21 protein-coding genes are annotated in these 22061 nt (G+C 57.5%); 8 read left to right on the forward strand and 13 right to left on the reverse strand.

Annotated features, from left to right (window positions below; genetic code table 11):
- Positions 1-3 precede the first annotated feature (3 nt).
- Complete coding sequence (locus tag AVO44_RS07465; RefSeq protein ID WP_068334778.1) at positions 4-570, reverse strand: DUF3306 domain-containing protein; 567 nt, start codon at positions 568-570, stop codon at positions 4-6.
- On the reverse strand, positions 567-1121 hold the full coding sequence (locus AVO44_RS07470) for a DUF3305 domain-containing protein (protein WP_082677424.1): 555 nt from the start codon (positions 1119-1121) through the stop codon (positions 567-569). Before AVO44_RS07470 ends, AVO44_RS07465 begins: the two co-directional genes overlap by 4 nt.
- A gap of 239 nt (positions 1122-1360) precedes the next feature.
- On the opposite strand from AVO44_RS07470, the gene AVO44_RS07475 reads away from it, so the two are divergent.
- Complete coding sequence (locus AVO44_RS07475) at positions 1361-3316, forward strand: 4Fe-4S binding protein (RefSeq protein WP_068334781.1); 1956 nt, start codon at positions 1361-1363, stop codon at positions 3314-3316.
- Here AVO44_RS07475 and AVO44_RS07480 read toward each other — a convergent pair.
- The gene (locus tag AVO44_RS07480; RefSeq protein WP_068334785.1) at positions 3310-4038 is read right to left on the reverse strand and encodes a c-type cytochrome; all 729 of its coding nucleotides are present in this window, start codon (positions 4036-4038) and stop codon (positions 3310-3312) included. The genes AVO44_RS07475 and AVO44_RS07480 overlap by 7 nt on opposite strands.
- 108 nt (positions 4039-4146) lie before the next feature.
- Between AVO44_RS07480 and AVO44_RS07485 the strand changes: the two genes are divergently transcribed.
- Genes AVO44_RS07485 through AVO44_RS07495 form a run of 3 tightly spaced genes read left to right on the forward strand, consistent with a single transcriptional unit; the run spans position 4147 to position 6376 of the window.
- Positions 4147-5208, forward strand: coding sequence for an Mrp/NBP35 family ATP-binding protein (locus AVO44_RS07485; protein ID WP_068334788.1), 1062 nt, complete (start codon positions 4147-4149; stop codon positions 5206-5208).
- Positions 5205-5894, forward strand: coding sequence for a biotin/lipoate--protein ligase family protein (locus AVO44_RS07490; protein WP_068334791.1), 690 nt, complete (start codon positions 5205-5207; stop codon positions 5892-5894). The genes AVO44_RS07485 and AVO44_RS07490 overlap by 4 nt, the downstream gene beginning before the upstream one ends.
- 2 nt (positions 5895-5896) lie before the next feature.
- Positions 5897-6376 carry a DUF6505 family protein gene (locus tag AVO44_RS07495; protein ID WP_068335296.1) on the forward strand — a complete coding sequence of 160 codons (480 nt, stop codon included), beginning with the start codon at positions 5897-5899 and terminating at the stop codon, positions 6374-6376.
- A 3-nt stretch (positions 6377-6379) separates the two neighbouring features.
- Here the strand turns inward: AVO44_RS07495 and AVO44_RS07500 are convergent, their stop codons facing one another.
- The 8 genes from AVO44_RS07500 to acs form a co-directional block, all read right to left on the reverse strand.
- Positions 6380-6880 (reverse strand): flavin reductase family protein, encoded by a 501-nt coding sequence (locus AVO44_RS07500; RefSeq protein WP_068334794.1) that lies wholly within the window; start codon positions 6878-6880, stop codon positions 6380-6382.
- Positions 6881-6970: 90 nt separating this feature from the next.
- A complete protein-coding gene (locus tag AVO44_RS07505) occupies positions 6971-8383 on the reverse strand; it encodes a 3'-5' exonuclease (protein WP_068334797.1) in 1413 nt (470 codons plus the stop codon).
- Position 8384: 1 nt separating this feature from the next.
- Positions 8385-8903, reverse strand: a complete 519-nt coding sequence (locus tag AVO44_RS07510; protein ID WP_068334801.1) for a hypothetical protein — start codon at positions 8901-8903, stop codon at positions 8385-8387.
- Between the two features lie 45 nt (positions 8904-8948).
- A complete protein-coding gene (locus AVO44_RS07515; RefSeq protein ID WP_068334803.1) occupies positions 8949-10772 on the reverse strand; it encodes a DUF294 nucleotidyltransferase-like domain-containing protein in 1824 nt (607 codons plus the stop codon).
- Positions 10773-10881: 109 nt separating this feature from the next.
- Positions 10882-12666 carry a sodium:solute symporter family protein gene (locus AVO44_RS07520; protein ID WP_068334807.1) on the reverse strand — a complete coding sequence of 595 codons (1785 nt, stop codon included), beginning with the start codon at positions 12664-12666 and terminating at the stop codon, positions 10882-10884.
- Between the two features lie 5 nt (positions 12667-12671).
- Positions 12672-12956, reverse strand: coding sequence for a DUF4212 domain-containing protein (locus AVO44_RS07525; protein WP_068334810.1), 285 nt, complete (start codon positions 12954-12956; stop codon positions 12672-12674).
- Positions 12957-13134: 178 nt separating this feature from the next.
- Positions 13135-13818, reverse strand: coding sequence for an adenylate kinase (locus AVO44_RS07530; RefSeq protein WP_068334813.1), 684 nt, complete (start codon positions 13816-13818; stop codon positions 13135-13137).
- 7 nt (positions 13819-13825) lie between these two features.
- Entirely contained in the window at positions 13826-15790 is a 1965-nt protein-coding gene (gene acs / locus AVO44_RS07535; protein WP_068334816.1) for an acetate--CoA ligase, read from the reverse strand.
- 418 nt (positions 15791-16208) lie between these two features.
- Here acs and AVO44_RS07540 point away from each other — a divergent pair, with 418 nt between their 5' ends.
- The 3 genes from AVO44_RS07540 (at position 16209) to AVO44_RS07550 (ending at position 19324) form a co-directional block, all read left to right on the forward strand.
- Positions 16209-17225 carry a C4-dicarboxylate TRAP transporter substrate-binding protein gene (locus tag AVO44_RS07540; protein WP_068335297.1) on the forward strand — a complete coding sequence of 339 codons (1017 nt, stop codon included), beginning with the start codon at positions 16209-16211 and terminating at the stop codon, positions 17223-17225.
- Positions 17226-17287: 62 nt separating this feature from the next.
- Positions 17288-17917: a TRAP transporter small permease subunit gene (locus AVO44_RS07545; RefSeq protein ID WP_068334818.1), complete on the forward strand. Its 630-nt coding sequence runs from the start codon at positions 17288-17290 to the stop codon at positions 17915-17917.
- Positions 17918-17920: 3 nt separating this feature from the next.
- Positions 17921-19324 (forward strand): TRAP transporter large permease, encoded by a 1404-nt coding sequence (locus AVO44_RS07550; protein ID WP_068334821.1) that lies wholly within the window; start codon positions 17921-17923, stop codon positions 19322-19324.
- A 53-nt stretch (positions 19325-19377) separates the two neighbouring features.
- On the opposite strand, the gene AVO44_RS07555 is transcribed toward AVO44_RS07550, so the two are convergent.
- Positions 19378-20418, reverse strand: a complete 1041-nt coding sequence (locus tag AVO44_RS07555) for an ornithine cyclodeaminase (protein ID WP_068334824.1) — start codon at positions 20416-20418, stop codon at positions 19378-19380.
- Between the two features lie 149 nt (positions 20419-20567).
- Positions 20568-21488 (reverse strand): arginase, encoded by a 921-nt coding sequence (rocF, locus tag AVO44_RS07560; protein ID WP_068334827.1) that lies wholly within the window; start codon positions 21486-21488, stop codon positions 20568-20570.
- Positions 21489-21574: 86 nt separating this feature from the next.
- On the opposite strand from rocF, the gene AVO44_RS07565 reads away from it, so the two are divergent.
- Positions 21575-22003: an Lrp/AsnC family transcriptional regulator gene (locus AVO44_RS07565; RefSeq protein WP_068334830.1), complete on the forward strand. Its 429-nt coding sequence runs from the start codon at positions 21575-21577 to the stop codon at positions 22001-22003.
- Positions 22004-22061 lie beyond the last annotated feature (58 nt).

Here is a 22061-nt window from a genome sequence, read left to right on the forward strand (position 1 = left end):
AGGCTATCCTTCAAACTCGAATTTCATGCGACGTGGGGTAGGGGCCAGTTCAACCTCTTCGGTGTCCTCAGCCACTGCGACAATAACGGGCGTCGGGCTGGGCTCTTCCAGCAACTCGGGGTCCGCGTCCGGCTCGGCTGTGTCTTCTTCCGGCTGTTCTTCTTCAGCTTGCGCCGCTAGCGCTTCGATATGGGCCAGCATGCCTTTGCCGACCTGATAGGCCGTAGAGATATTTTCGATCACGCACGCAGCGTCGGTATAATCTTCGCCGTAATCGACCAGCCCGTCGACATTGGCCAGAACCGGATTCAGCCGCCACAAACGCCGCAGTGCGCGGCGGCGCAGGCGGTCCGGCACAGCCTTGGCCATAAAGCCCGAGACGTCATCCCCGGCTTGCAACTGATCGGGATCGGGCAGGTTGAACTCAGCCAATATCTCGGCGTCGCTCTTTTCCTGCAACTCGGCCTGTTGTGCGGCAATGGCTTGGTCTTCGGCCGCGATCACTTCGGCTTCGGCCTCAGCCTGAACGGCGGCCTTGCGGCGGGACCAGAAATCGCGGGCTTGTGTCATTGCGCGATCCTCCGCGGAGCGCGGTAAACGTCTGAGGCCTGCCGGATACGGGCGTCCCCCTTGCCATCTTCCACAAGATCGGTCCGCTTTTTGTCACGGCGGCGTTTGACGAAAACTTCGTTACGATGATGCTCCAACGCGAAATCCCTGACCCATGCGATCAGACCATCGGTCATCGGAATTTTCTCGACTATCTCTTCCCCGGTATCGGCATAGTCCTGCCCTTCGAACGGGGATGCCGTGACAAGGACCGCATCCATCGGACGTTCCCCATCAAGCGCATCGCGCAGAACCAGATAGATAGAGGGTTGACCGTCAGAGAGGTTGACCATGTAGGCTTCGGTTTCATCCGCCCAAAGTGTCAGGGGCAGGGTGGCTGCATGGTATTCCACCGCGTCACCTTCACGGCGTAATTCACGCCAGTCTGCCGGTCCGGCACCCGGTAATACGGCAACGGCACGCCAGTTCCATTTGGCCCAGCGGGTAACACCGGGTGTTTTGCGCACGACGACGCCGATTGGCATTTCGATCTGGCTTGCGGCCTTGGCCACTGGCTCCTCCCCGAAAGGCTCTCCCCTGCCTTCCCTCGCGTCCACTATGGTACACAATCCGGCTTTGTGCCAAGCATGAATTCTTTTGAAACATAATATTTTAATGTCTGTTCCTTACTTCAATTGTCGGGAACTGGTTTCGTAATTCACAAATTCATCAATGAATGATGCCAAGCGGATTGCCTGAGTGCCAATACGGTTTAATGTGCGAAGCATAAGGAATGTGTCCGGGGGAGGATATGGGTACCAAACTTTTGCTTTGTGATTGCGCAGGCAGTCAAACCGTAGACGGCGACCGGATTGCAGGTTCCTGCGATGTTGAATGCTCCAAACTTCATACGGCGCTATGCACCGATCAGCTGGGGGTGGTGTCACGAGCCTTGCAAGAGGAAGAGCAGGTTCTTATCGCCTGCGGTCAGGAGCAAGATGTGTTCCGCACCCTTGCCGACGAACTGGAAGTCGACCCGCCAGCCTTCGTGGATCTGCGCGATCGTGCCGGGTGGTCTGAGCAGGGCAGCGCAGCAGCCCCCAAGATGGCCGCCCTGACTGCCGAGGCATTGCTGCCTCAGCCAATCACGCGCAGCGTTGATGTTGTAAGCGAAGGCACCTGTTTTATTGTTGGCCCCGGTGAACCGGCCTTTGATTTGGCCAAGAGGCTGTCTGATACGCTGGCCGTTACAGTGCTGATCACTGACAATGCGCAGCCGATCACGCGCAGCTTTGATGTGGTGCGAGGGCAGTTGCGGTCTGTGTCGGGCGCGTTGGGCGGGTTTTCATTGCGTTTTGACGGACTGCAGCAGCTTGAACCGGGCGGTCGCGGGGCCTTCGGCTGGTCCGAACCGCGCGATGGCGCGCTGTCATCCTGCGACATTGTTCTTGACTTGACCGGTGGCACTCCGTTCGTTCAGGCCCCCGCCAAGCGCGAGGGGTATTTGCGCGCCGATCCCAAAGATTTGGTCGCGGTCGAGCGACTTGCCTTCCTGGCAGTCCAACTCGTCGGTACGTTCGAAAAGCCGCTTTACGTTCGTTTGGAAGAGACACTCTGCGCGCATTCCCGTGCCGAACAAGTTGCCTGTACCAATTGCCTGGATATCTGCCCGACGGGTGCAATCACCCCGGCGGGTGAGCACGTATCGATTGACCCAATGGTGTGCGCCGGATGCGGAGCCTGCGCGGCACTGTGCCCCTCAACTGCCATCACCTACGAAGACCCGCCGGTTTCCGCGCTTCTGTCGCGGATGCATATTTTGGCGCGTACCTATCGGCGCGCAGGGGGCAAAGCGCCTCGGTTGCTGGTGCATGATGCCCACGGGGCAGAGATGATCCGGCTTGCCGCGCGGTTCGGGCGCGGCCTGCCAGCAGACGTTATCCCGTTGGAACTGAGCGTGATCTCGGGCTTTGGCCACGCCGAGATGCTGGCCGCGCTGGCCCATGGCTTTGCACGTGTCGACATTCTGTTGGCCCCGACCACTGAACGCGAGGCGCTGAGCCAAGAGATTGCGCTTGCGCATGCGATTGCCGGGCCGAATGGGATAGGGCTGATTGATGAGGCCGACCCGGATGCAATGTCAGAATTGCTATATACGCAGGACGTACCACTGCCCTTGGCCGATCCGGTCTTGCCGTTGGGCAATCGCCGACAAATTACGCGGTTGTCGGCGCAGGCGCTGAACCCTCAGGCAGATGCGCCCTTGCCGTTGCCCGAAAACGCGCCCTATGGAGCCATTGCGGTAGATACCGATGCCTGCACGCTGTGCCTGAGCTGTGTCTCGCTGTGCCCATCCGGCGCGTTGATCGACAACCCCGACAAGCCGCAACTGAACTTTCAGCAGGATGCCTGTCTGCAATGTGGCTTATGCAAGGGCATCTGTCCCGAGGATGCGATCTCTTTGGTTCCGCAACTGGATCTCAGCGACGCCGCATTGTCGCAGCAGGTTCTGAACGAGGAGGAACCATTTGCCTGCGTGGAATGCGGTGCCCTGTTTGGGGTGAAGTCCACGATCGAGCGGATCATGGAAAAGCTATCGGGCACGCATCCGATGTTCGCCACCTCAGAACAAGCTCGGATGATCCAGATGTGCGACAACTGCCGCGTGAAAGTGCAGTTCCAGCACGACGACAACCCGTTCCAGTCAAAACCGAAGCCCAAGGTCGTCACGACCGAAGACTACTTCTCAGACAGAAAGGATCACTGAAGCTGTAGCGGGGCGCCAAGTTCCGCCGCCTTGATAACCGACACAAAAGCCAGAATCGCCTCAAGCTCTTCCAAGGTCATTTGGACCGGATGGATGGGTGAGGGGCGCTCGGGGTCGAAAGGCGGCGTCAGCCCGTCGATCTGCGTAAAGGCGGGGTGGGGGTTAAGGGCGAAGAAGGCTTCAAACCGTTCGGACCAATCCGGCATCGCGCGCAGCACCGCAAAAGAGGGGGTCGAGCCCAGCCCGTTCATCCGGTTCCGTGGGCCGATCACGTGACACCGTCCGCAATGGGTCATCGACAATTCCTCGCCCCGAAGTGCATCGCCATCGACAGCGGTTTCCTGCTGGGTCGCTGCGGCTTCGAAACTGGCAGAGAAGGGTGCGCCTTGTTCCGGTGCAAAGCTTTCAACCGTATTTTTGCCGATATCGGACAACAGCCAATCGCGGAATCGCTCATGCCTGGCGTCACTTTCGATCCGCAGGTGATAGACCACACCGGCGCGAGCAAAGACCGGATCACCCGGAGGAGCCGTTTCCAACAGCAAAACACCCGCATCATCCGCAATAACGCGTATCCCGGTCTTGAGCGAGAAGCGTGGAAGAATATGTTGCAACAGACCGGACTCTTTCACCTCAGCCGGGGCGGCAAGCCCCAGTGCCTCTTGCGACAAAGAGGGGGTGGCAGAGAGCGTCAGGGTCAGGCACAAAAGGACAAAGCGCATGGCCTAATCTAGCGGCCTGGCCCCAAATGCGTCAATTGAACAGAAAAAGACGGAGACACATGCAATGAAAATCAGCCACAAGGTTGGGCAGACGAACGGGGTGCAGGCATGAGTGTTCGGGACGCGGTTCTGGCAAACCTGAAAAAGATTGCCGATCCTGTCTCTGGTCAGGATATCGTCAGCGCGGGTGTTGTACGTGCGTTGAACGTGGACGGCGGCACCGTGCGGTTTGTGCTGGAGATCGACCCGAAACAGGCCGAGCGTATGGAACCCGTACGGGCCGCTGCGGAACAAGCCGCACAGATGGTTGAAGGCGTTGCCAACGTCTCCGCGATGATGACGGCGCACTCCGACAAGGCGCCGCCGGATCTGAAGCCCAAACCAAAACCGTCGCAAACCGGACCCCAGGCCGTGCCGGGTGTTGATCGGATTATTGCTGTTGCGTCGGGCAAGGGCGGTGTTGGTAAGTCGACAGTCTCGGCCAACCTTGCCTGCGCCTTGGCGGCTGAAGGACGCCGCGTCGGCCTGTTGGACGCGGATGTTTATGGCCCGTCGCAGCCTCGTATGCTTGGGGTCTCGGGTCGTCCCGCCAGCCCCGATGGCAAGACGATCCTGCCACTGCGTAATCATGGCGTGACCATGATGTCGATGGGCCTGATGACCAACGAAGGGCAGGCCGTTGTCTGGCGTGGCCCGATGCTGATGGGTGCGCTGCAACAGATGATGAAGCAGGTACAATGGGGCGCGCTGGATGTGCTGATCGTGGACCTGCCGCCCGGTACTGGTGATGTCCAGTTGACGTTGAGCCAGAAATTCAAGGTGGATGGCGCCATTGTCGTTTCAACCCCGCAGGACGTGGCCCTGATCGACGCCCGTAAAGGGATCGACATGTTCAAACAGCTGAAAACGCCGATTGTTGGAATGATCGAAAATATGTCGACCCATATCTGTTCGAACTGCGGGCATGAAGAGCATATCTTTGGTCATGGCGGTGTCGCATCCGAAGCTGAGGCGCTGGGCGTTCCATTGTTGGGGGAAATTCCGCTGCACTTAGACATTCGTCTGGCCGCCGACGGAGGTGCCCCCATCGTGGTCACAAAGCCCGACAGCCCGCAGGCAGAGGCATTTCGTAAAATCGCCCGCGATCTGATTGCCAAGGGCAACGCATGAACAAACCGGTCTTTCCTCCCTTGTTGATGGGCCATCCCGCGCAGGGTGGAGAGGACCCATTTGAGCGCGCGCAGGCCATGGCGGCGCTTGGTTGCGATGGCGGTACCGTCGTCTATAACATTCAGGCCGACCACCTCCGCGCGGCCATCGTCTTTGCGCCCGAAGTGCCTTTGCAGGACGCCATGGTGATGCTGCCGCTTTGTGCCGTTGGTTTTCAGAACGCACTGGGTGCATTGGCGCCACCCGAGGTTGCCGTACATCTGGGGTGGGATGGTCTGATCTATGTGAACGGCGCGAAATGTGGGATGTTCCATGTCGCCGCGTCGACCACCGATCCCCAGATCGAGCCTGATTGGCTGGTCGTCGGCTGGGAGCTGGCATTGCTGCAAACAGGCGAAGATCCGGGGAAAACGCCCGATGTGACAGCACTTTACGACGAAGGCTGTGCCGATGTCTCTGCCGTGCAGTTGGTCGAAAGCTGGTCGCGTCATATGCTGACTTGGCTCAACCGCTGGCAAGAGGATGGCAATGCCCCTTTGCATGGAGAATGGATGGGGCTGTTGCAGGGTGTGGGTGAACCGTATGAGGGGGGCGTATTCCTCGGCACGGACGAACGGTTCGGAATGTTGATCCGTGACGGTTCACAGACCAGACTGCGGCCACTGACCGAATTGTTGGAGAACTGATGATGAAACTGGCCCGAGCAATCCATTTCGACGAAAGCGATATGAACGTGTTTCACTCTCCGGCGCGAACCGGTGAGTGGTGCATCTCGGGCGGGTTCGAGTTCTCGAATTGGGGGCAGGCCGATCTGGAAGGTAAAGCGCGTCAGGCTTTTTCGAATGGCTGGCTTGGTGTCGAAACCTTCGGACGTGTGACATTTGTCGCGGTTACGCAGATTGAAGAGGCCGAACTGGATCAGGTCACGAAAAACCTTGCCGAGCACTTTGTGCAATTCTACGGCGCGCCCTCAGTTGAAGCAGCGTTAGGAGTGGCACAGGCGGAAGTGGCGCAAATGTGCGATCTGTGCGAGGAACACGCGCCAAACACGCTGTTGACCGTGGCGCGCGAGCTTTCCGAAACCGGCGTTCATGAGGCATTCCGGATCATCACACCTCAAGAAACCCAGCTTGAGGCGCTGGCCGTTCACGGCTCGGCCGATGAGTGAGAGTTAAATCTGGTCCGCGAACCCGCCGAACTGGCCGCGTTTGAAAATCAGGCCTTTGCCCTTGCGGTACATCACGCGTTCCACCTCACCTATGATGATCAGGTGATCGCCGGCCTCATGTTTGGCGTGTAACTTGCAGTCAAACCGCGCCAGGCATTCGGCCAATTGCGGACGTTTTTTGTGATCCAACGCCCAATCCATATGCGAGAAGTCCAGCCCATCGCGGGCGAACTGTAGTGCCTGTTCTTGTTGATCCTCGGCCATCACGTGAATTGAATAGTGCTGACACGCGTTGAATGAGTTGAAGCGATGGGAATCCTTGGCGAGGCACCACAACACCAATGGTGGGTCCAGCGACACCGACGAAAAAGAGTTCACAGTAATCGCACGCGGCCCATTCCCCGTATCCGTCGTAATTACCGTAACGCCGGTTCCAAAGCACCCTAGAGCCTCGCGATAAGAGCTGACTTGATCCGGCGTGGGGGTGAAGTTTTTTTCTGTCATTTTACGCTCTTGCAGTCGTCGTGACTCAGGTGCCACGACCTGCGAAGTTTGTCCATGAAAAGCTGACAACACAACGGAATGTGTCGATGTTTAATTCATGTCTTCCAACAGGCGGCCATGCTGGCGGGTCGCTTCGACGACGGCACCAAAGGTCGCCATGCCGCGGGCTTGCAGCATTGGCAGCATCTTGACCAGGGCTTGCGCCGTCGCAACAGCATCACCCAGCGCCGTATGCCGCAACTCATTCGGAATGGTGATCTCAAGCCGCGCGCATAAGGCATCCAGTGTGTGTTTATCGCTCGCCCCAAAAAGAACCGCAGACAAAAGAACCGTGTCCAGAATAGGGTGATCCCATTCGACCTCCATCCGCTTGGCGTGGCGCCGCAAAAAGGCCATGTCAAATGGTGCGTTATGGGCGACGATCACCGCATCCCGGGCGAACTGATGGAAGGTACGACCTGCCTCGACAATATCCGGCGCACCCTGAACCATATGGTCGCTGACTTTATGTACTTTGGTTGAGGCTGGCGGGATCGGCATACCGGGATCGACCAGCATGTCTAAATGTTCGCCTTCGACAATGCGCCCATTGACGACCCGAACTGCTCCGATCTGGACAATCTCATCCTTGTGCGGCAGTAGCCCTGTGGTTTCGGTGTCGAACACCACAAAACACAGTTCCTGCAGCGCGAGGGATTCGAACTGGCCTCCGTCCGTGCTGTTCAACAGGTCGAAATCATAGACCAGGGGCCGCGCTTCTTCGGGTGAGATATTCACGGCGCTTTCGTCAAAAATCAGTAAGTAACCGGGAGCGTCCCCCAATGGCTTCATCCGCGCTGAATAGGTTTGCGCACCGTCGACGCTGGTGAGAGTACAGTCGACTTCAAACCCGGATTTCGACAGTTTCTTGTGGGCCTGCTCCAAGGGTCCGCGCTGCAGGTATTCGAACAAAGACGCGTTTAGACGAGGATGCGCGATCTGGGCCAGAACTCCGGCGGCCTGCCCGTCATAAAGGACGATCCTATGCGTCGGACTGGCGAGAACCATCGCGACAGGTATCTCGGTCAGCAGCGCCGTAAGCCTCTCTTTTTCGGCTGTCAGATAGGCGGTTTCGGCTGCAACGGCTTGGGCGACATCCAGGGTTTTCCCAGAAAGTTGCTCGGCCAACCCCGCCGCAGCAGGCGCAAGATCGCCCAGATAGCGCGCGGCTTGCGTATCGACATCCGTGCTGACACCAGCATGGGCACGCGCGCGCAATTGTGCTGACAAGCGTTCGATGGGTTTCGCAACATTGTCGTCAAACAGAAGCCAAACAGCGATAATCAGGGCGATGAACCCAAATCCCATCAGGATTTCTGCCATGATGAACGCATTGACAAGGGATGGGTCAGCGACGCGCAGGTAACTGATCCAAAGCGCAACAGAACTAACGGCAAGCGCACCAACGGCCAACAGGCAGAAGAACAGAAAAATGCGTACGCGCAGGCTTAACCGGTTTAGCATGTTACACTCCGCAGGTGACCTCGATGATTGGGTCTTGGGCACTGACATTCAGCCAGTCGGCGTTCAGTATCCCGCCATCGTCGCCGAATTCTGCCCCGTCCGCCAGACTGGCGCGGCTATTTGTGGCGCAGTTAACAGCAATCGGAAGTTTCTCTACAGGCGCCCAGCGACCAAAAAAGTACATGTCCACAAGCCTTTGTTCCGGAACTTGTTCATTTGTCCGAACAGACACCGTGTCGACCGCAGCGAAGCGATTGACGAATGGCATCGCATAGGTCCAGGGGCGATAGAAGGCTTTGCTTTCGACCTCCTGCACGATTTCCATACCTTCGGGCAGGGTCTCGACTGTTCTGTCGTACCATGAATACTCACTGGCGATCGTCACTCCGATCATGCCCAACCCTGCGGCGACAGGCGCTGACCAGCGGGGCAGGCGACCGCCCGTCAGTTTGTTCACCAGCATGGCCACGCCGGCAAAGGCAAAGCCCGCAAAGATTGTGCCGATCAGTTCCAGAAACATATATCTCTCCGAATTCCGGGCGATTGCACCCGTTTATTTTCTTGTCTAGCCCAGCATACCTTTGCCATGGCCCACGGCAGATTGCATCGTTTTTACAACAACGAAAGCGTCGCGTAGATGACTTCGCTCAAAGTCCGACAAAGCGGATGGCGGAAGATAGTTGTTGGGTTTTTCACCGGACTTTACCAGCCTCACCTGATGTTCCAGCCGTGTTTCTGCTATCAGATCATAAGCATCCAGTAGATCGCGCGCACCGGACGGGCTGAGGACATTTGCCGCTTCGGCAGCTTTCAAACGGGCGCGCGTGTTGGCCTCGGTCAGTTGTCCCTGCAGGCTGTAGACGCGGGCCAGATCGACGACAGGCACAACGCCATTGTGCTTAAGGTCCAGCGTGTTGCGATGCTCACCCGACCGAATGGTCGCAAACCCGCGCAGTAAGCCAAGTGGCGGAGTATGTTTCAACGAGTTTGAAATCATGTGCGCCACGAAGATCGAGTTCGCATTGGCCGCCGCCAGCGTGTCGGCCTGAAGGTCTTCGAACAGTTCGAACGCGCCGCCGATTGGGCGCAGATCGAACATCACCGACGCCAGCATTTGTGCTTCGGGGTTTGGTTTCGCGATCCAGCCGCTGAAATAGTCGCGCCAAACGCGCACTGGCTGGCACCAACGCGGATTGGTCGCCATCATGTCTCCGGGACAGTAAAAATATCCGCAAGTGTCCAACCCGTCGGAAACAAACTTAGCCAGATCCGTGAAATAGGCCATGTCGCCCTCGGTCACGCTGTCATCCAGCATCAGGCAGTTGTCCTGATCCGAGACTCCGGTCTGTTCCTGCCGTCCTTGTGAGCCGCAAGCCAGCCAAAGATACGGCACCGGCGGCGGGCCAAGTTTCTGTTCAGCCAAAGCAAGCAGGCGACGGGTGGCGGTATCCGCGATGTCCGTAATCAGGCGAGTGACAATTTCGTGCCGGTTCCCGCCAGCGACCAGTTGTACCAACAGCTGCGGAATCTCTGCAGTAACCTGCGCCATTTCATCCGCCGAATTTGCATGTGCGATCCGGCGCACCAACTCGGCAGAGTTCACAGCTTGGTAATGCGTCAGGTCAGTCTGAGTCACAATCCCAATCAGCTTTCCGCCTTCACAGATCGGTATGTGACCAATCCCACGCTCCATCATCACGTGCAGAACGTCCGAGCCGATATCAGACGGCGACAGCGTGATAGGGTTCGGCGTCATGATTTCCGAAACCGGAGTACCCGCAGGCATCCCATCCGCCACGTATTTACCCGATATGTCACGCAGGGTTGCTATACCCAGCAGGCCATCGCTTTCGGTCACGCATAGTGACGAGATATGGCGGTCTCGCATCAGCCGCGCGGCCTCGTTTACAGGCAAAGAAGGCGGGCAGGTGGCCGGGTTATGCGCCATCAGCACGTCGATCGAGCTGGTTGCAAGGCTTTGCGGGCTGACCCGGTCGCCTCGTGTTCGGTTGAAAAACTTGGCGACGACGTCATGGTCGTCGATTAACCCGCGCACCACATTGGGGGGCAGCACCATCAGCACAGATGGCGTGTGCGCATGTGCGTGGGTGGCGGCTTTGCCGTCTTTCATCAGGCCGCGCTCGCCAAAGGAATTTCGCAGGCCCAGTTGCGAAACAACAGCGCCGTTTTCATCCGTGATCTGCACCTGTCCTTCGTAAATCACAAACAGGCCGGGCAGAGTGTTGCCAAGCTCGTAGACAGGGAAACCTTCGTCGACCTCCCACACCTCGACCTGTTTTGCCAGATCGTCCAGCGTTTCGGGGGGCAGAGCGTCGTACGGGTGTACGGATTTCAGAAACCGGGTGATCTGGTCATGGGACAAAGGCATCAGTCGATCCTTGGCTTCTGGTGGAAAAATCCCGCCCGGTGGAATGCCGGGCGGGAAAAGTTGGTCGAAAAACGCGGCACTTGGAGGTTATCCATATGCCGCATCATGCTCATTTATTCTGAGCTGCACCCGCGCCACGGGGAATACGGACGCTTTCGACCAGTTCCTTGATCTCCTGCGGAGTCTCTTTGGTCATGCCAGCGACAACATATGCGACTGCAAAGTTGATCATCGCACCGATAGCGCCGAACGAGGTCGACTTGATCGGACCCAGCAGCGGGTCAGCATCGGTGAACGAGTTGGTGCCCGGAATGAACAACCAGCCTTTGTGCAGGAAGATGTAGACCAGGGTCACGACCAGACCAGCCAGCATACCGCAGACCGCACCGGTGTTGTTGATGCGGGTCGAGAAGATCCCCATCATCAGCGCCGGGAAGATCGAGGCAGCCGCCAGACCGAAGGCCAAGGCCACTGTTTGCGCCGCAAAGCCCGGTGGGTTCAGACCCAGGTAGGTTGCGACAACGATTGCCACGGCCATTGCGATACGAGCGGCCAGAAGCTCACCCTTTTCCGAGATCTGCGGGTTGATCGCACCTTTTACAAGGTCGTGCGACACGGCCGACGAAATCGCCAGCAACAGGCCCGCAGCGGTTGACAGAGCAGCCGCAAGACCACCAGCAGCGACCAGACCGATCACCCAACCGGGAAGGTTGGCAATCTCGGGGTTGGCAAGAACCAGGATGTCACGGTTGAATTTGGTCAACTCGTTTCCGACCCAGCCTTTTTCCTCAGCGATCGCCTGCAAGTCAGCGTTCTGATCGTTGTAGTACTGGATTTTGCCGTCGCCGTTCTTGTCTTCCCAGTCCAGCAGACCGGTTTTCTGCCACGTCTTCATCCAGTCGTAACGCGGATCGTTGTCGATATCTTCGATAGCAACCGCACCACCTTCAATGCCACCGTTCGGCCACATCATGTCACTGATGTTCAGACGCGCCATTGCGCCAACCGCAGGAGCAGTGAGGTACAGCAGCGCGATGAATACCAGCGTCCAGCCAGCGGACCAGCGGGCGTCAGACACTTTCGGCACGGTGAAGAAGCGCATGATTACGTGCGGCAGACCGGCCGTACCGATCATCAGCGACAGCGTGAACAGAACCATGTTCAGCGTGTTTGCGTGGTGTGCTGTGTATTCCGCAAAGCCCAGCTCGGTCACGATCGCGTCCAGCTTGGTCAGCAAAGGCTCACCACTGGCAGTGTCGCCAAACAGGCCAAGCGCCGGAACGGGCGTACCGGTCAGTTGCAGCGAAATGAAGATCGCCGGGATGGTGTAGGCTGTGATCAGCACGCAGTACTGAGCGACCTGGGTATAGGTCACACCTTTCATCCCGCCGAACACCGCGTAGGCAAACACCACACAGGCACCGATCAGCAGACCGGATGTGTTGGACACCTCAAGGAAGCGGCCAAAGGCCACGCCCACGCCAGTCATCTGACCGATAACGTAAGTCACCGACGCAACGATCAGACAGATCACCGCAACGATACGTGCGGTCTGGCTGTAAAAACGGTCGCCGATGAATTCCGAGACGGTGTATTTGCCGAACTTACGCAGATAAGGCGCAAGCAGCAGTGCCAGCAGCACGTAGCCCCCGGTCCAACCCATCAGGAAGGTTGAGTTGTCATAGCCGGTAAAGGCAATAAGGCCCGCCATCGAGATGAACGAGGCCGCGGACATCCAGTCCGCCGCAGTCGCCATACCGTTTGTAACGGGATGAACGCCGCGACCAGCGGCGTAGAATTCGGATGTGGAACCCGCGCGGGCCCAGATCGCGATGCCGATGTATAACGCAAAGGATGCGCCAACAAACAGCAGGTTGATGGTAAACTGGTCCATTGGGTTTACTCCTCATCCACGCCGTGTTCGGCGTCCAGCTTGTTCATGCGCCAGGCGTAGTTGAAGATCAGCACCAGAAAGACCAGGATTGATCCTTGCTGAGCGAACCAAAAGCCCAGATCAGTACCGCCTATGGCGATGCCCGATAGCAACGGACGCAGCAGGATGCCGAATCCAAACGACACCAGCGCCCAGATCGCGAGGCTGATGTAGATGAGACGCAGGTTGGCCTGCCAATAGCCCTTGTCGGCCTCGGCAGTCTGCGCGGAGTCTGTTGATTGATCCGCCATTGCGGGTTCCTCCTTGTTCTCGTTTGGCAGTCCTTGCCCAACTCCTCCAGTGCGTCGGACCGCTTCTCGAATGTGCCAAACGCCCCGTGACGTCAGGCAAAACTTCTCCGGTCCGCCAAGGCGGGTCCATTGAAGTATTCTGTTGTTGGATCAGAGCCTTGCGGCTCGTCTCCTCCCCTTAGGTCATAACCTCGCGCACAACCCCTTGCAGGTCGCGGGCGATGTCATCGATCTGGCCCATGGCATCAATGCCTTTCAGCACGCCTTGGGTCTTATAGTAGTCAATCAGCGGTGCGGTCTGTGCGTGATATGCGGTCAGTCGGGATGCGACTGTCTCTGCGTTATCATCCGCACGGCGCTTGAATTTAGTGTGGCCGCACTTGTCGCACTTGCCGTCTTCTACCGGCTGCTTGAACTTGTCATGATATCCTTCACCGCAGCCGGCGCAGGTGTAGCGCCCCGAGATGCGGATCACCATTTCCGCATCTTCAACCTCGAGGCTGATGGCAGAGTTGATTTTTTGACCGGACGAAGCCAGCAGGTCGTCCAGCGCCTCGGCCTGTACGGTGGTGCGCGGGAATCCATCCAGAATGACGCCTTTTGCACAATCGGGCTGGGTCATACGGTCGCGCAGGATGGCGATGACGATCTCATCACTGACCAGTTCGCCGGCCTCCATCACGGCCTTGGCGGCTTTGCCAGCTTCGGTCTTTGCAGCGACAGCTTCGCGCAGCAAGTCACCGGTGCTGAGTTGAACCAGTCCGAACTTTTCCTCAAGCATCCGAGCTTGCGTGCCCTTCCCGGCACCCGGAGGGCCGAGAAGGATCAGAACGGCAGGAGATATGGTCGTGGCAGCGTCCATCACATCCTCACTTGTTCGCACGGTTTTCGATAAGGTCTTCGACAACCGAAGGATCGGCCAGTGTCGACGTGTCACCCAGGGCGCCAAAGTCGTTTTCAGCAATCTTGCGCAGAATACGACGCATGATTTTGCCGGAGCGGGTCTTGGGCAGGCCCGGCGCCCATTGGATCACGTCAGGGCTGGCAATCGGTCCGATTTCGGTTCGAACCCAGGTGCGTAGCTCTTTCACAAGGTCGTCCGAAGGTTCACGGTCATTCATCAAGGTGACGTAGCAATATATACCTTGCCCCTTGATTTCGTGCGGGTATCCGACAACGGCGGCCTCGGCCACGGCGGCATGCGCCACAAGTGCGCTTTCCACTTCGGCGGTTCCCATACGGTGGCCTGAGACGTTGATCACGTCATCCACGCGCCCGGTGATCCAATAGTCGCCATCCTCGTCACGGCGGCACCCGTCACCCGTGAAGTAGTAACCTTTATAATCCGAGAAATAGGTCTTTTCGAACCGCTCATGGTCACCCCAGACAGTCCGCATCTGACCGGGCCAACTGTCTTTGATGCACAGAACGCCCTCAACCCCGTTGCCTTCGATTTCGACACCTGATTGCGGGTCAAGAACGACTGGCTCAATGCCAAAGAATGGCTTCATCGCGGCACCCGGCTTCATCGCGTGTGCGCCGGGCAGGGGGGTCATCAGGTGACCGCCGGTTTCTGTTTGCCACCACGTGTCGACGATGGGGCATTTGCCTTTGCCGATAACCTCGTTGTACCAGGTCCAGGCTTCGGGGTTTATCGGCTCACCCACGGTGCCAAGCGTGCGCAGATCGCTCAGATCACACTTCTCGGCATATTCATTGCCCTGACCCATAAGGGCGCGAATTGCCGTCGGCGCAGTGTAGAACTGGTTCACCTTGTGTTTTTCGCAGACCTGCCAGAAGCGCGAGGCATCCGGATATGTCGGGACGCCTTCGAACATCACCGTGGTCGCACCGTTTGCCAGCGGACCATAGACGATGTAGCTGTGTCCAGTAACCCAGCCGACATCCGCAGTACACCAATAAACGTCGCCGTCGTGATAGTCGAAGGTGATCTCGTGCGTCATGGCGGCATACACAAGATACCCGCCTGTGGAATGCACAACGCCCTTCGGTTGACCGGTCGATCCCGAGGTATAAAGAATAAACAGGGGATCTTCGGCGTTCATCTCGGCAGGTGCGCTGTAGTCATCCGCCTCAAGCGCCATTTCGTTGTAGTCGTAGTCACGACCGTCGACCCACGTCGTCTGACCGCCAGTACGCTTGACCACCAAACACTTTACGGTGTCTTTGCAATGCAACAAAGCCGCGTCCGCGTTGGATTTCAGCGGTGTCTTGCGGCCACCGCGCGGAGCTTCATCTGCGGTGATGACAACCTTGGCGTCACAACCATTCACACGAGCGGCCAGCGCATCCGGGGAGAAGCCGGCGAAAACGATGGAGTGAATTGCGCCAATCCGAGCGCAGGCCAACATCGCGTACGCGGCCTCGGGGATCATCGGAAGGTATATGATAACCCGGTCACCTTTACGCACGCCAAGGGACTCAAGGATGTTCGCCATCCGGCAGGTGCGACGGTGAAGCTCGGCATAGGTAATGTGCTGGGCTTCGTCACTTGGGTCATCCGGCTCCCAGATGATCGCGGTCTGATCGCCGCGTGTTTCCAAGTGACGATCCAGGCAGTTGGCGGACACGTTCAGCGTACCATCGGCGTACCAATTGATACCGACCGAACCAAATTCGTAGCTGACATCTTTTACCTGAGTGTAGGGCTTGATCCAATCTACCCGCTTGCCTTGTTCACCCCAGAACGCAATAGGGTCTTCGATTGAGGCCTTGTACATTTCACTGTACTTTTCAGCATCTACATGGGCGCGTGCAGCGGTTTCGGCGGATGGCGGATACACTTTAGAATCTGCCTGGGCAGCGGTTGTCATACTGAGGCTCCTCCCTCTTGACTTCATTTCACTGGGCCGAATCTTGCCCGTGGAACGGGCGATGTCGACCCGTATCCTCCCCGACGAGGATAATAAGCAGTTCTGAAAACAATGAAATAAATTACCGATATCCTTAGTTTTATTTGTAAATAAATTTTATCCTACTGTAAAAAAGTGTAAACTAATTTCTAGATAGGTTTAAAAAAGTATAAAAAACAATTACATAGATGTTATGCTTCCAAGTGCGAATTTGGCAGCTTTCAGTTTGGATTTTTTACATCCCTGACTCATCTTTCGGTTGTTAGCGCTGGTAGACACCCTGCTTGGACATACCAGTCTGGGGTTGGCAGGTTTCGATGTTGGCCCTAGCCTTATCCCAAGCGTTTATGTAAGAAGCGCAAAAAAGGGAGAAATCATGATGAACAAATTGTTCAGCGGTGCTGCTGTCGCCGCCGTAAGCGTTGCATTCGTGTCCGAGGCCGCGGCAACCGAATGGAATGCATCGGTCTGGGGTAAGCGTCGCGCCTTTACCGAGCATGTCGAAAAGCTGGCGGAACTGGTCAGTGAAAAAACCAATGGCGATTTTACAATCAATGTCAGCTATGGCGGCCTGTCAAAGCCGCGCGAGAACCTTGACGGGATTGAGATTGGCGCGTTCGAAATGGCGCAATTCTGCGCTGGGTATCACCGCGACAAGAACCGCGCGATCACCGTGCTTGAACTGCCGTTTCTGGGTGTAAACACGCTGGAAGAAGAAGTAGCAGTCAGCCATGCCGTCTATGATCACCCGGCGGTCAAGGAAGAGATGGCGCAGTGGAATGCGCGCATCATTATGACCTCGCCCATGCCGCAGTATAACTTGGTGGGCACCGGCGAACCCCGTGATGAACTGGCCGAGTTCGAAGGAATGCGGGTTCGTGCCACGGGTGGTCTGGGTCAGGCTTTTGAAGCGGTCGGCGGCGTGCCGACCTCGGTCCCTGCAACCGAAGCCTTCAACGCGATGGAATCGGGCGTCGTCGATACAGTTGCCTTTGCGCAGCACGCTCACCTGTCATTCGGCACCATCAACGAGGCCGATTGGTGGACCGCCAACCTGAACCCCGGCACGGTTAATTGTCCGGTCGTTGTGAATATCGATGCGTATGAGTCGCTACCGGCTGAGCATCGTGAAGCACTTGATAGTTCCATTGACGAAGCGATTGACCACTATCTTGCCAATTATGGTGGCTTGCTTGAACAGTGGGACGGCGTTCTGACCGAAAAAGGCGTGCAGAAGGTGGAAATCGACGAGGCCGTACTGCAAGAGTTCCGGACCAAGGCAGCCGATCCGATCCGCGAGCAGTGGATCGCGGATATGTCCGCACAGGGACTTCCGGCGCAGGATCTTTATGATCTCGTACAAACCACGCTAAAGCAGCAACGCGGCGGAAACTGATAGCCGGCTTCGGGTGCCTGACCGGGCACCCGAACACCAATATAAAATAGGGGATCACCGGAATGGCAGGACAGGCCACGGTGCTTGAAGACGGCAGCCTCCTCAGTCGGCTGGATCGTCACTTGTTGAAGTTAGAGCAGTTTTTGGCATTGATCAGCGGTCTGGCTGTTTTTGGCCTGATGGTGCTTGCCGTTGTTTCCGTTAGCGGGCGTAATGCAATCAATGCACCTTTACCCGGCTATGTGGACTGGATTGAACAGGCCATGCCGTTGATAGCCTTCCTGGGTATTTCTTATGTACAGCGCAGCGGTGGGCATATCCGCATGGACATCATGATCGCGCGTTTGCACGGCCGCGCGCTTTGGCTGTTCGAGCTGATCTCAGTGATCTTGATCCTTGTGCTCATGCTGGCGCTGGTCTGGGGCAGTTGGTCCCACTTTGACCGATCTTTTGACTTCGGCGCTCCACTCTGGAGCCGCGACAGCTCAATCGACATCGGTATTCCGCTCTGGCCTGCCAAGTTGCTGGCGCCGGTGGCGTTTTCGGTTCTGTGCGCGCGGTTGATGCTGCAGGTATGGGGGTATGGCCGCGCCTTTCTGTTGGGGCTGGAACATCCGGTCGCCGTACCCCTGATCCAGGATGCGGCGGCGCAGGCCGCGGCCGAGGCAGAACAATTCGAAGGGCAGGACTAACGCATGGACACGATAGACATTGGCCTGTGGGTCACAGGCGGTCTACTGGTTTTGGTCGTCACAGGCATGCGGGTGGCTTTTGCAGCCGGTCTTGCCGGGCTTGTGGGGCTGGTATGGATTTTCTGGGCCAAGTTCGGATACGAACCGGATCGCTTCGGCAAAGCTCTGACAGTTGCCGTCAAAACGGCGGGGCAGGTGCCGCATTCGAAAGTGGCCGCCCATACGCTCAGCCTCATCCCGACCTTTATCCTGATTGGGTACCTCGCCTACTACGCAGGTCTTACCCGCGCGCTATTCGAGGCCGCAAAACGCTGGGTGGCGTGGGTGCCGGGGGGATTGGCTGTATCGACAGTGTTCGCAACGGCCGGGTTTGCTGCTGTATCCGGCGCGTCGGTGGCAACTTCGGCAGTCTTTGCCCGGATCGCCATCCCGGAAATGCTCAAGGTCGGATACAACAAGCAATTCGCAGCCGGGGTCGTTGCTGCCGGTGGGACGCTGGCCTCGTTAATCCCGCCTTCGGCAATCCTTGTGATCTACGCCATCATTGTTGAGCAGGATGTAGGCAAGCTGTTGTTGGCGGGCTTCATTCCCGGAGCGTTTTCGGCAGTGATTTACGGGCTGCTGATCGTTGGCATCGCGGTCTTTTTCAAAACTGTTGGCCCTCCGGTCACAGGCTTTACATGGAAACAGCGCTTTGCCTCGTTGCCCGGTGCATTGCCGATCGTTGCCGTGATCCTGATCATCATCTGCTTTGTCTACAACCCGTTCGGTGAAAAAGCGTGGGGCACCCCAACCGAGGGGGGCGCAATCGGCGCCTTCATCGTCTTCTGCTTTGCCGTTTTCCACGGAATGCGCTGGACCGAGTTGAAATCCGCCCTGCTGGAAACCGCCAAGCTGACCGCGATGATTTTTTCGATCATCTGGGGCGTGCTGATCTATGTGCGCTTTCTGGGGTTTGCTGATTTGCCGGGGGCGTTCTCGGACTGGATCACGTCATTGGAAATGGCGCCGATGCTGATCCTGATCTGCATACTTCTGGCCTATGCAGTGCTGGGTATGTTCATGGACGCTATCGGTATGCTGCTGCTGACGCTGCCCGTTGTCTATCCGGCAGTTATGGCATTGAACGGGGGAGAGACGGTCAGCGCCGCAGAAAGCACCTTTGGCATGTCCGGCCCGATGTGTGCGATCTGGTTTGGTATACTGGTAGTCAAAATGGCTGAGTTCTGTTTGATCACTCCGCCCATCGGCCTGAATTGCTTCGTAGTCGCCGGCGTTCGCCCTGATCTGAGCGTTCAGGATGTGTTCAAAGGCGTGACACCGTTCTTTATCGCGGATGGTGTCACCATTGCTTTGCTTGTGGCGTTCCCTGGCATCGTTCTTTACCTGCCGTCATTGGCCGGATAGAAAAAGCCCCCGGCGATGGGCCGGCGGCTAAGTACTGCCATTTGCGGGTCTTTTCAGCTTGCCCGCATCAGCATCCCATACAGGTCGCGTGGATCGTCGGGGTCGGCCAGCATGTCCAATGGCTCGTAAAAATCAGTGCCTTCGATTGCGGACTTGATGTAACGCAGGGCCGAAAAATCCTCGATCGCAAAGCCGACGCTGTCGAAAAGGGTGATTTGGCGATCATCGCGACGCCCTTCGGCTTGACCGGTCATGACCTTCCACATTTCGGTCACTGGGTGATCATCATCCAACGCCTGAATCTCACCTTCGATCCGTGTCTGTTCTGGATATTCGACAAAGATGTCTGACCGCAGAAGGATATCCTTGTGCAATTCGGTCTTGCCGGGGCAGTCGCCGCCGATGGCGTTTATGTGCACGCCGGGGCCAACCATGTTGTCGGTCAGGATCGTTGCGTATTTTTTGTCAGCCGTGCAGGTCGAGATGATATGCGCGCCCTCAATCGCCTCTTCCGGGGTTGAGCAGGAGACGACGGTCAGTCCCGTTCCCTGAAGGTTTGCGGCGCATTTCTTGGTCGCGTTGCTGTCAGTGTCATACAGGCGCACCGTTGTGATCCCGCACATTGCTTTGAAGGCGAGACACTGAAACTCTGACTGGGCACCGTTGCCGATCATCGCCATGACTGTAGAGGATTTGGGTGCCAGATAGCTTCCGACCAGCGCCGATGTCGCGGCTGTGCGCAGGGCGGTCAGCATGGTCATTTCGGTCAGAAGGGTGGGATAGCCGGTGTAAACATCCGCCAGCAGGCCAAAAGCGGTCACGGTCTGCAACCCTTCGGACGTGTTCTTCGGATGGCCGTTGACGTATTTGAAACCATAGGCTTCGCCGTCTGACGTGGGCATAAGCTCGATCACGCCGTGCGGCGAATGCGCAGGGATACGCGGAGTTTTGTCAAAGCTTTCCCACCGCTTAAAGTCGGATTCGATCTGGTCGGCGATCTGGGTGATCATCCGCTCGACCCCGACGTGATGCACAAGCCGCATCATGTTATCGACGGATACAAAAGGCACAAGCGCCTTGTCGGAAGGTTGCATCGGGGTCTCCTATCGGCGGGACAGGTGGAGATCAGCAATCATGCAGCGCATGGTTCCACCGTTCGTTTCAAGTGTTGGAACCGCCAGTGGCGGCGGAGCGGGGTGGTCGTGTTTTTCAAAACCTGCATGACGGTTCGCGGGGGGATGCATCAAAAGCTCCGGGTTGGGCGGTCAAAGATGCGGCGACCCAACAATGAGGCCGCAAGATCAACCATCAGCCTTGCGGTGCGACCGCGTTCGTCAAGGAACGGATTCAGCTCCACAAGGTCCAGCGCGCAGACGAGGCCACTTTCGTGCAGCAGCTCCATGACCAGATGCGCCTCACGCTCGGTTGCGCCGCCGGGTACGGTTGTTCCGACGGCGGGGGCGATAGAGGGATCCAGAAAATCGACATCCAGCGAGACATGCAAAAGGCCATTCGCTGCGCGGACACGGTCAAGGAAAGCGATCAGGGGGGCTTTGATACCGTGTTCATCAATGCTGCGCATGTCGGCCAGCATTGCGTGATCTTTCTCTAGCCGCGCACGTTCGGCGGGATCGACCGAACGCAACCCGATCATGCCCACGCGATCAGTCGGGACTGGATTGGTCACCGGGGGAAACGCGTCAAAGCCGGGCTGGCCCGTGAAATAAGCCACCGGGGTTCCGTGAAGGTTGCCGCTGCCGGTACTGTCGGGCGTGTGAAAGTCGCTATGGGCGTCAAGCCACAACACGAATAGCGGGCGGCCCAGCTTTTTGGCGTGGGCGGCCATACCGGAAACAGTACCCATGGATAATGCGTGATCGCCGCCCATGAATATGGGTAGCCCTTTCGCAGCAGAGTCTTGCGCCGCACGGCTCAGCGCGCGGGTCCAGCCGATGACTTCGGGCAGTGCAAACAGATGGTCGTGCAAAGGCACATCTGTTTTGTCGGGAGAAACATTGCCGATGTCTGAAACCTGGTGTCCCAGATCAATCAAGGCCTGATCCAGACCGGCCACCCGATAGGCGTCTGGCCCCATCCGGCAGCCCTGACGGCGCTTTCCCGCATCCATCGGAGCGCCGACCAATATAACGTGTTTGTTGTCCATATGTTTGTTTAACCATTCAGTACGGGTTGCGAAAAGAGGTCAAAGTGTTCAAAAAGAAACCGATGCATTCAAAATGAGAAGGCACCATGGACGGTTTGGACAGTAAGCTGCTAAATGCCTTGCATCGGGATGCGCGGGCATCGCTCTCGGAATTGGCGGATACGCTTGGTGTGACGCGGACAACCGTACGCAGCCGCTTGCAGCGCCTAAAGCAATCTGGCGAGATCGTGGGTTTTACCGTGCTTACCCGGCAGGATGTTGCGGAAAGCCCTGTGCGTGGCCTGATGATGCTTGAGATCGAAGGCCGTGGGACCGAACGAACGATGGCACGCATTGCCGCCCTGCGCCAAGTACGCGCCGTGCATACAACAAACGGCAGTTGGGACCTAATCGCGGAGATCGGCACCGAGACCTTGGCGGAACTCGACGAAGTTCTTTTCCTGATCCGACGGATGGAGGGGATCACCCGGTCCGAGACCAATCTATTGCTATCCACGCGAAAAGGCCGGGTCTGAACCTTCGCAGTGTTTTGAGCTTTAAGGAATTTGTGCAACAGTTGCTCCGCGTCGCCCA

Source organism: Ruegeria profundi (assembly GCF_001507545.1).
GTDB classification, from domain to species: Bacteria; Pseudomonadota; Alphaproteobacteria; order Rhodobacterales; family Rhodobacteraceae; genus Ruegeria; species Ruegeria profundi.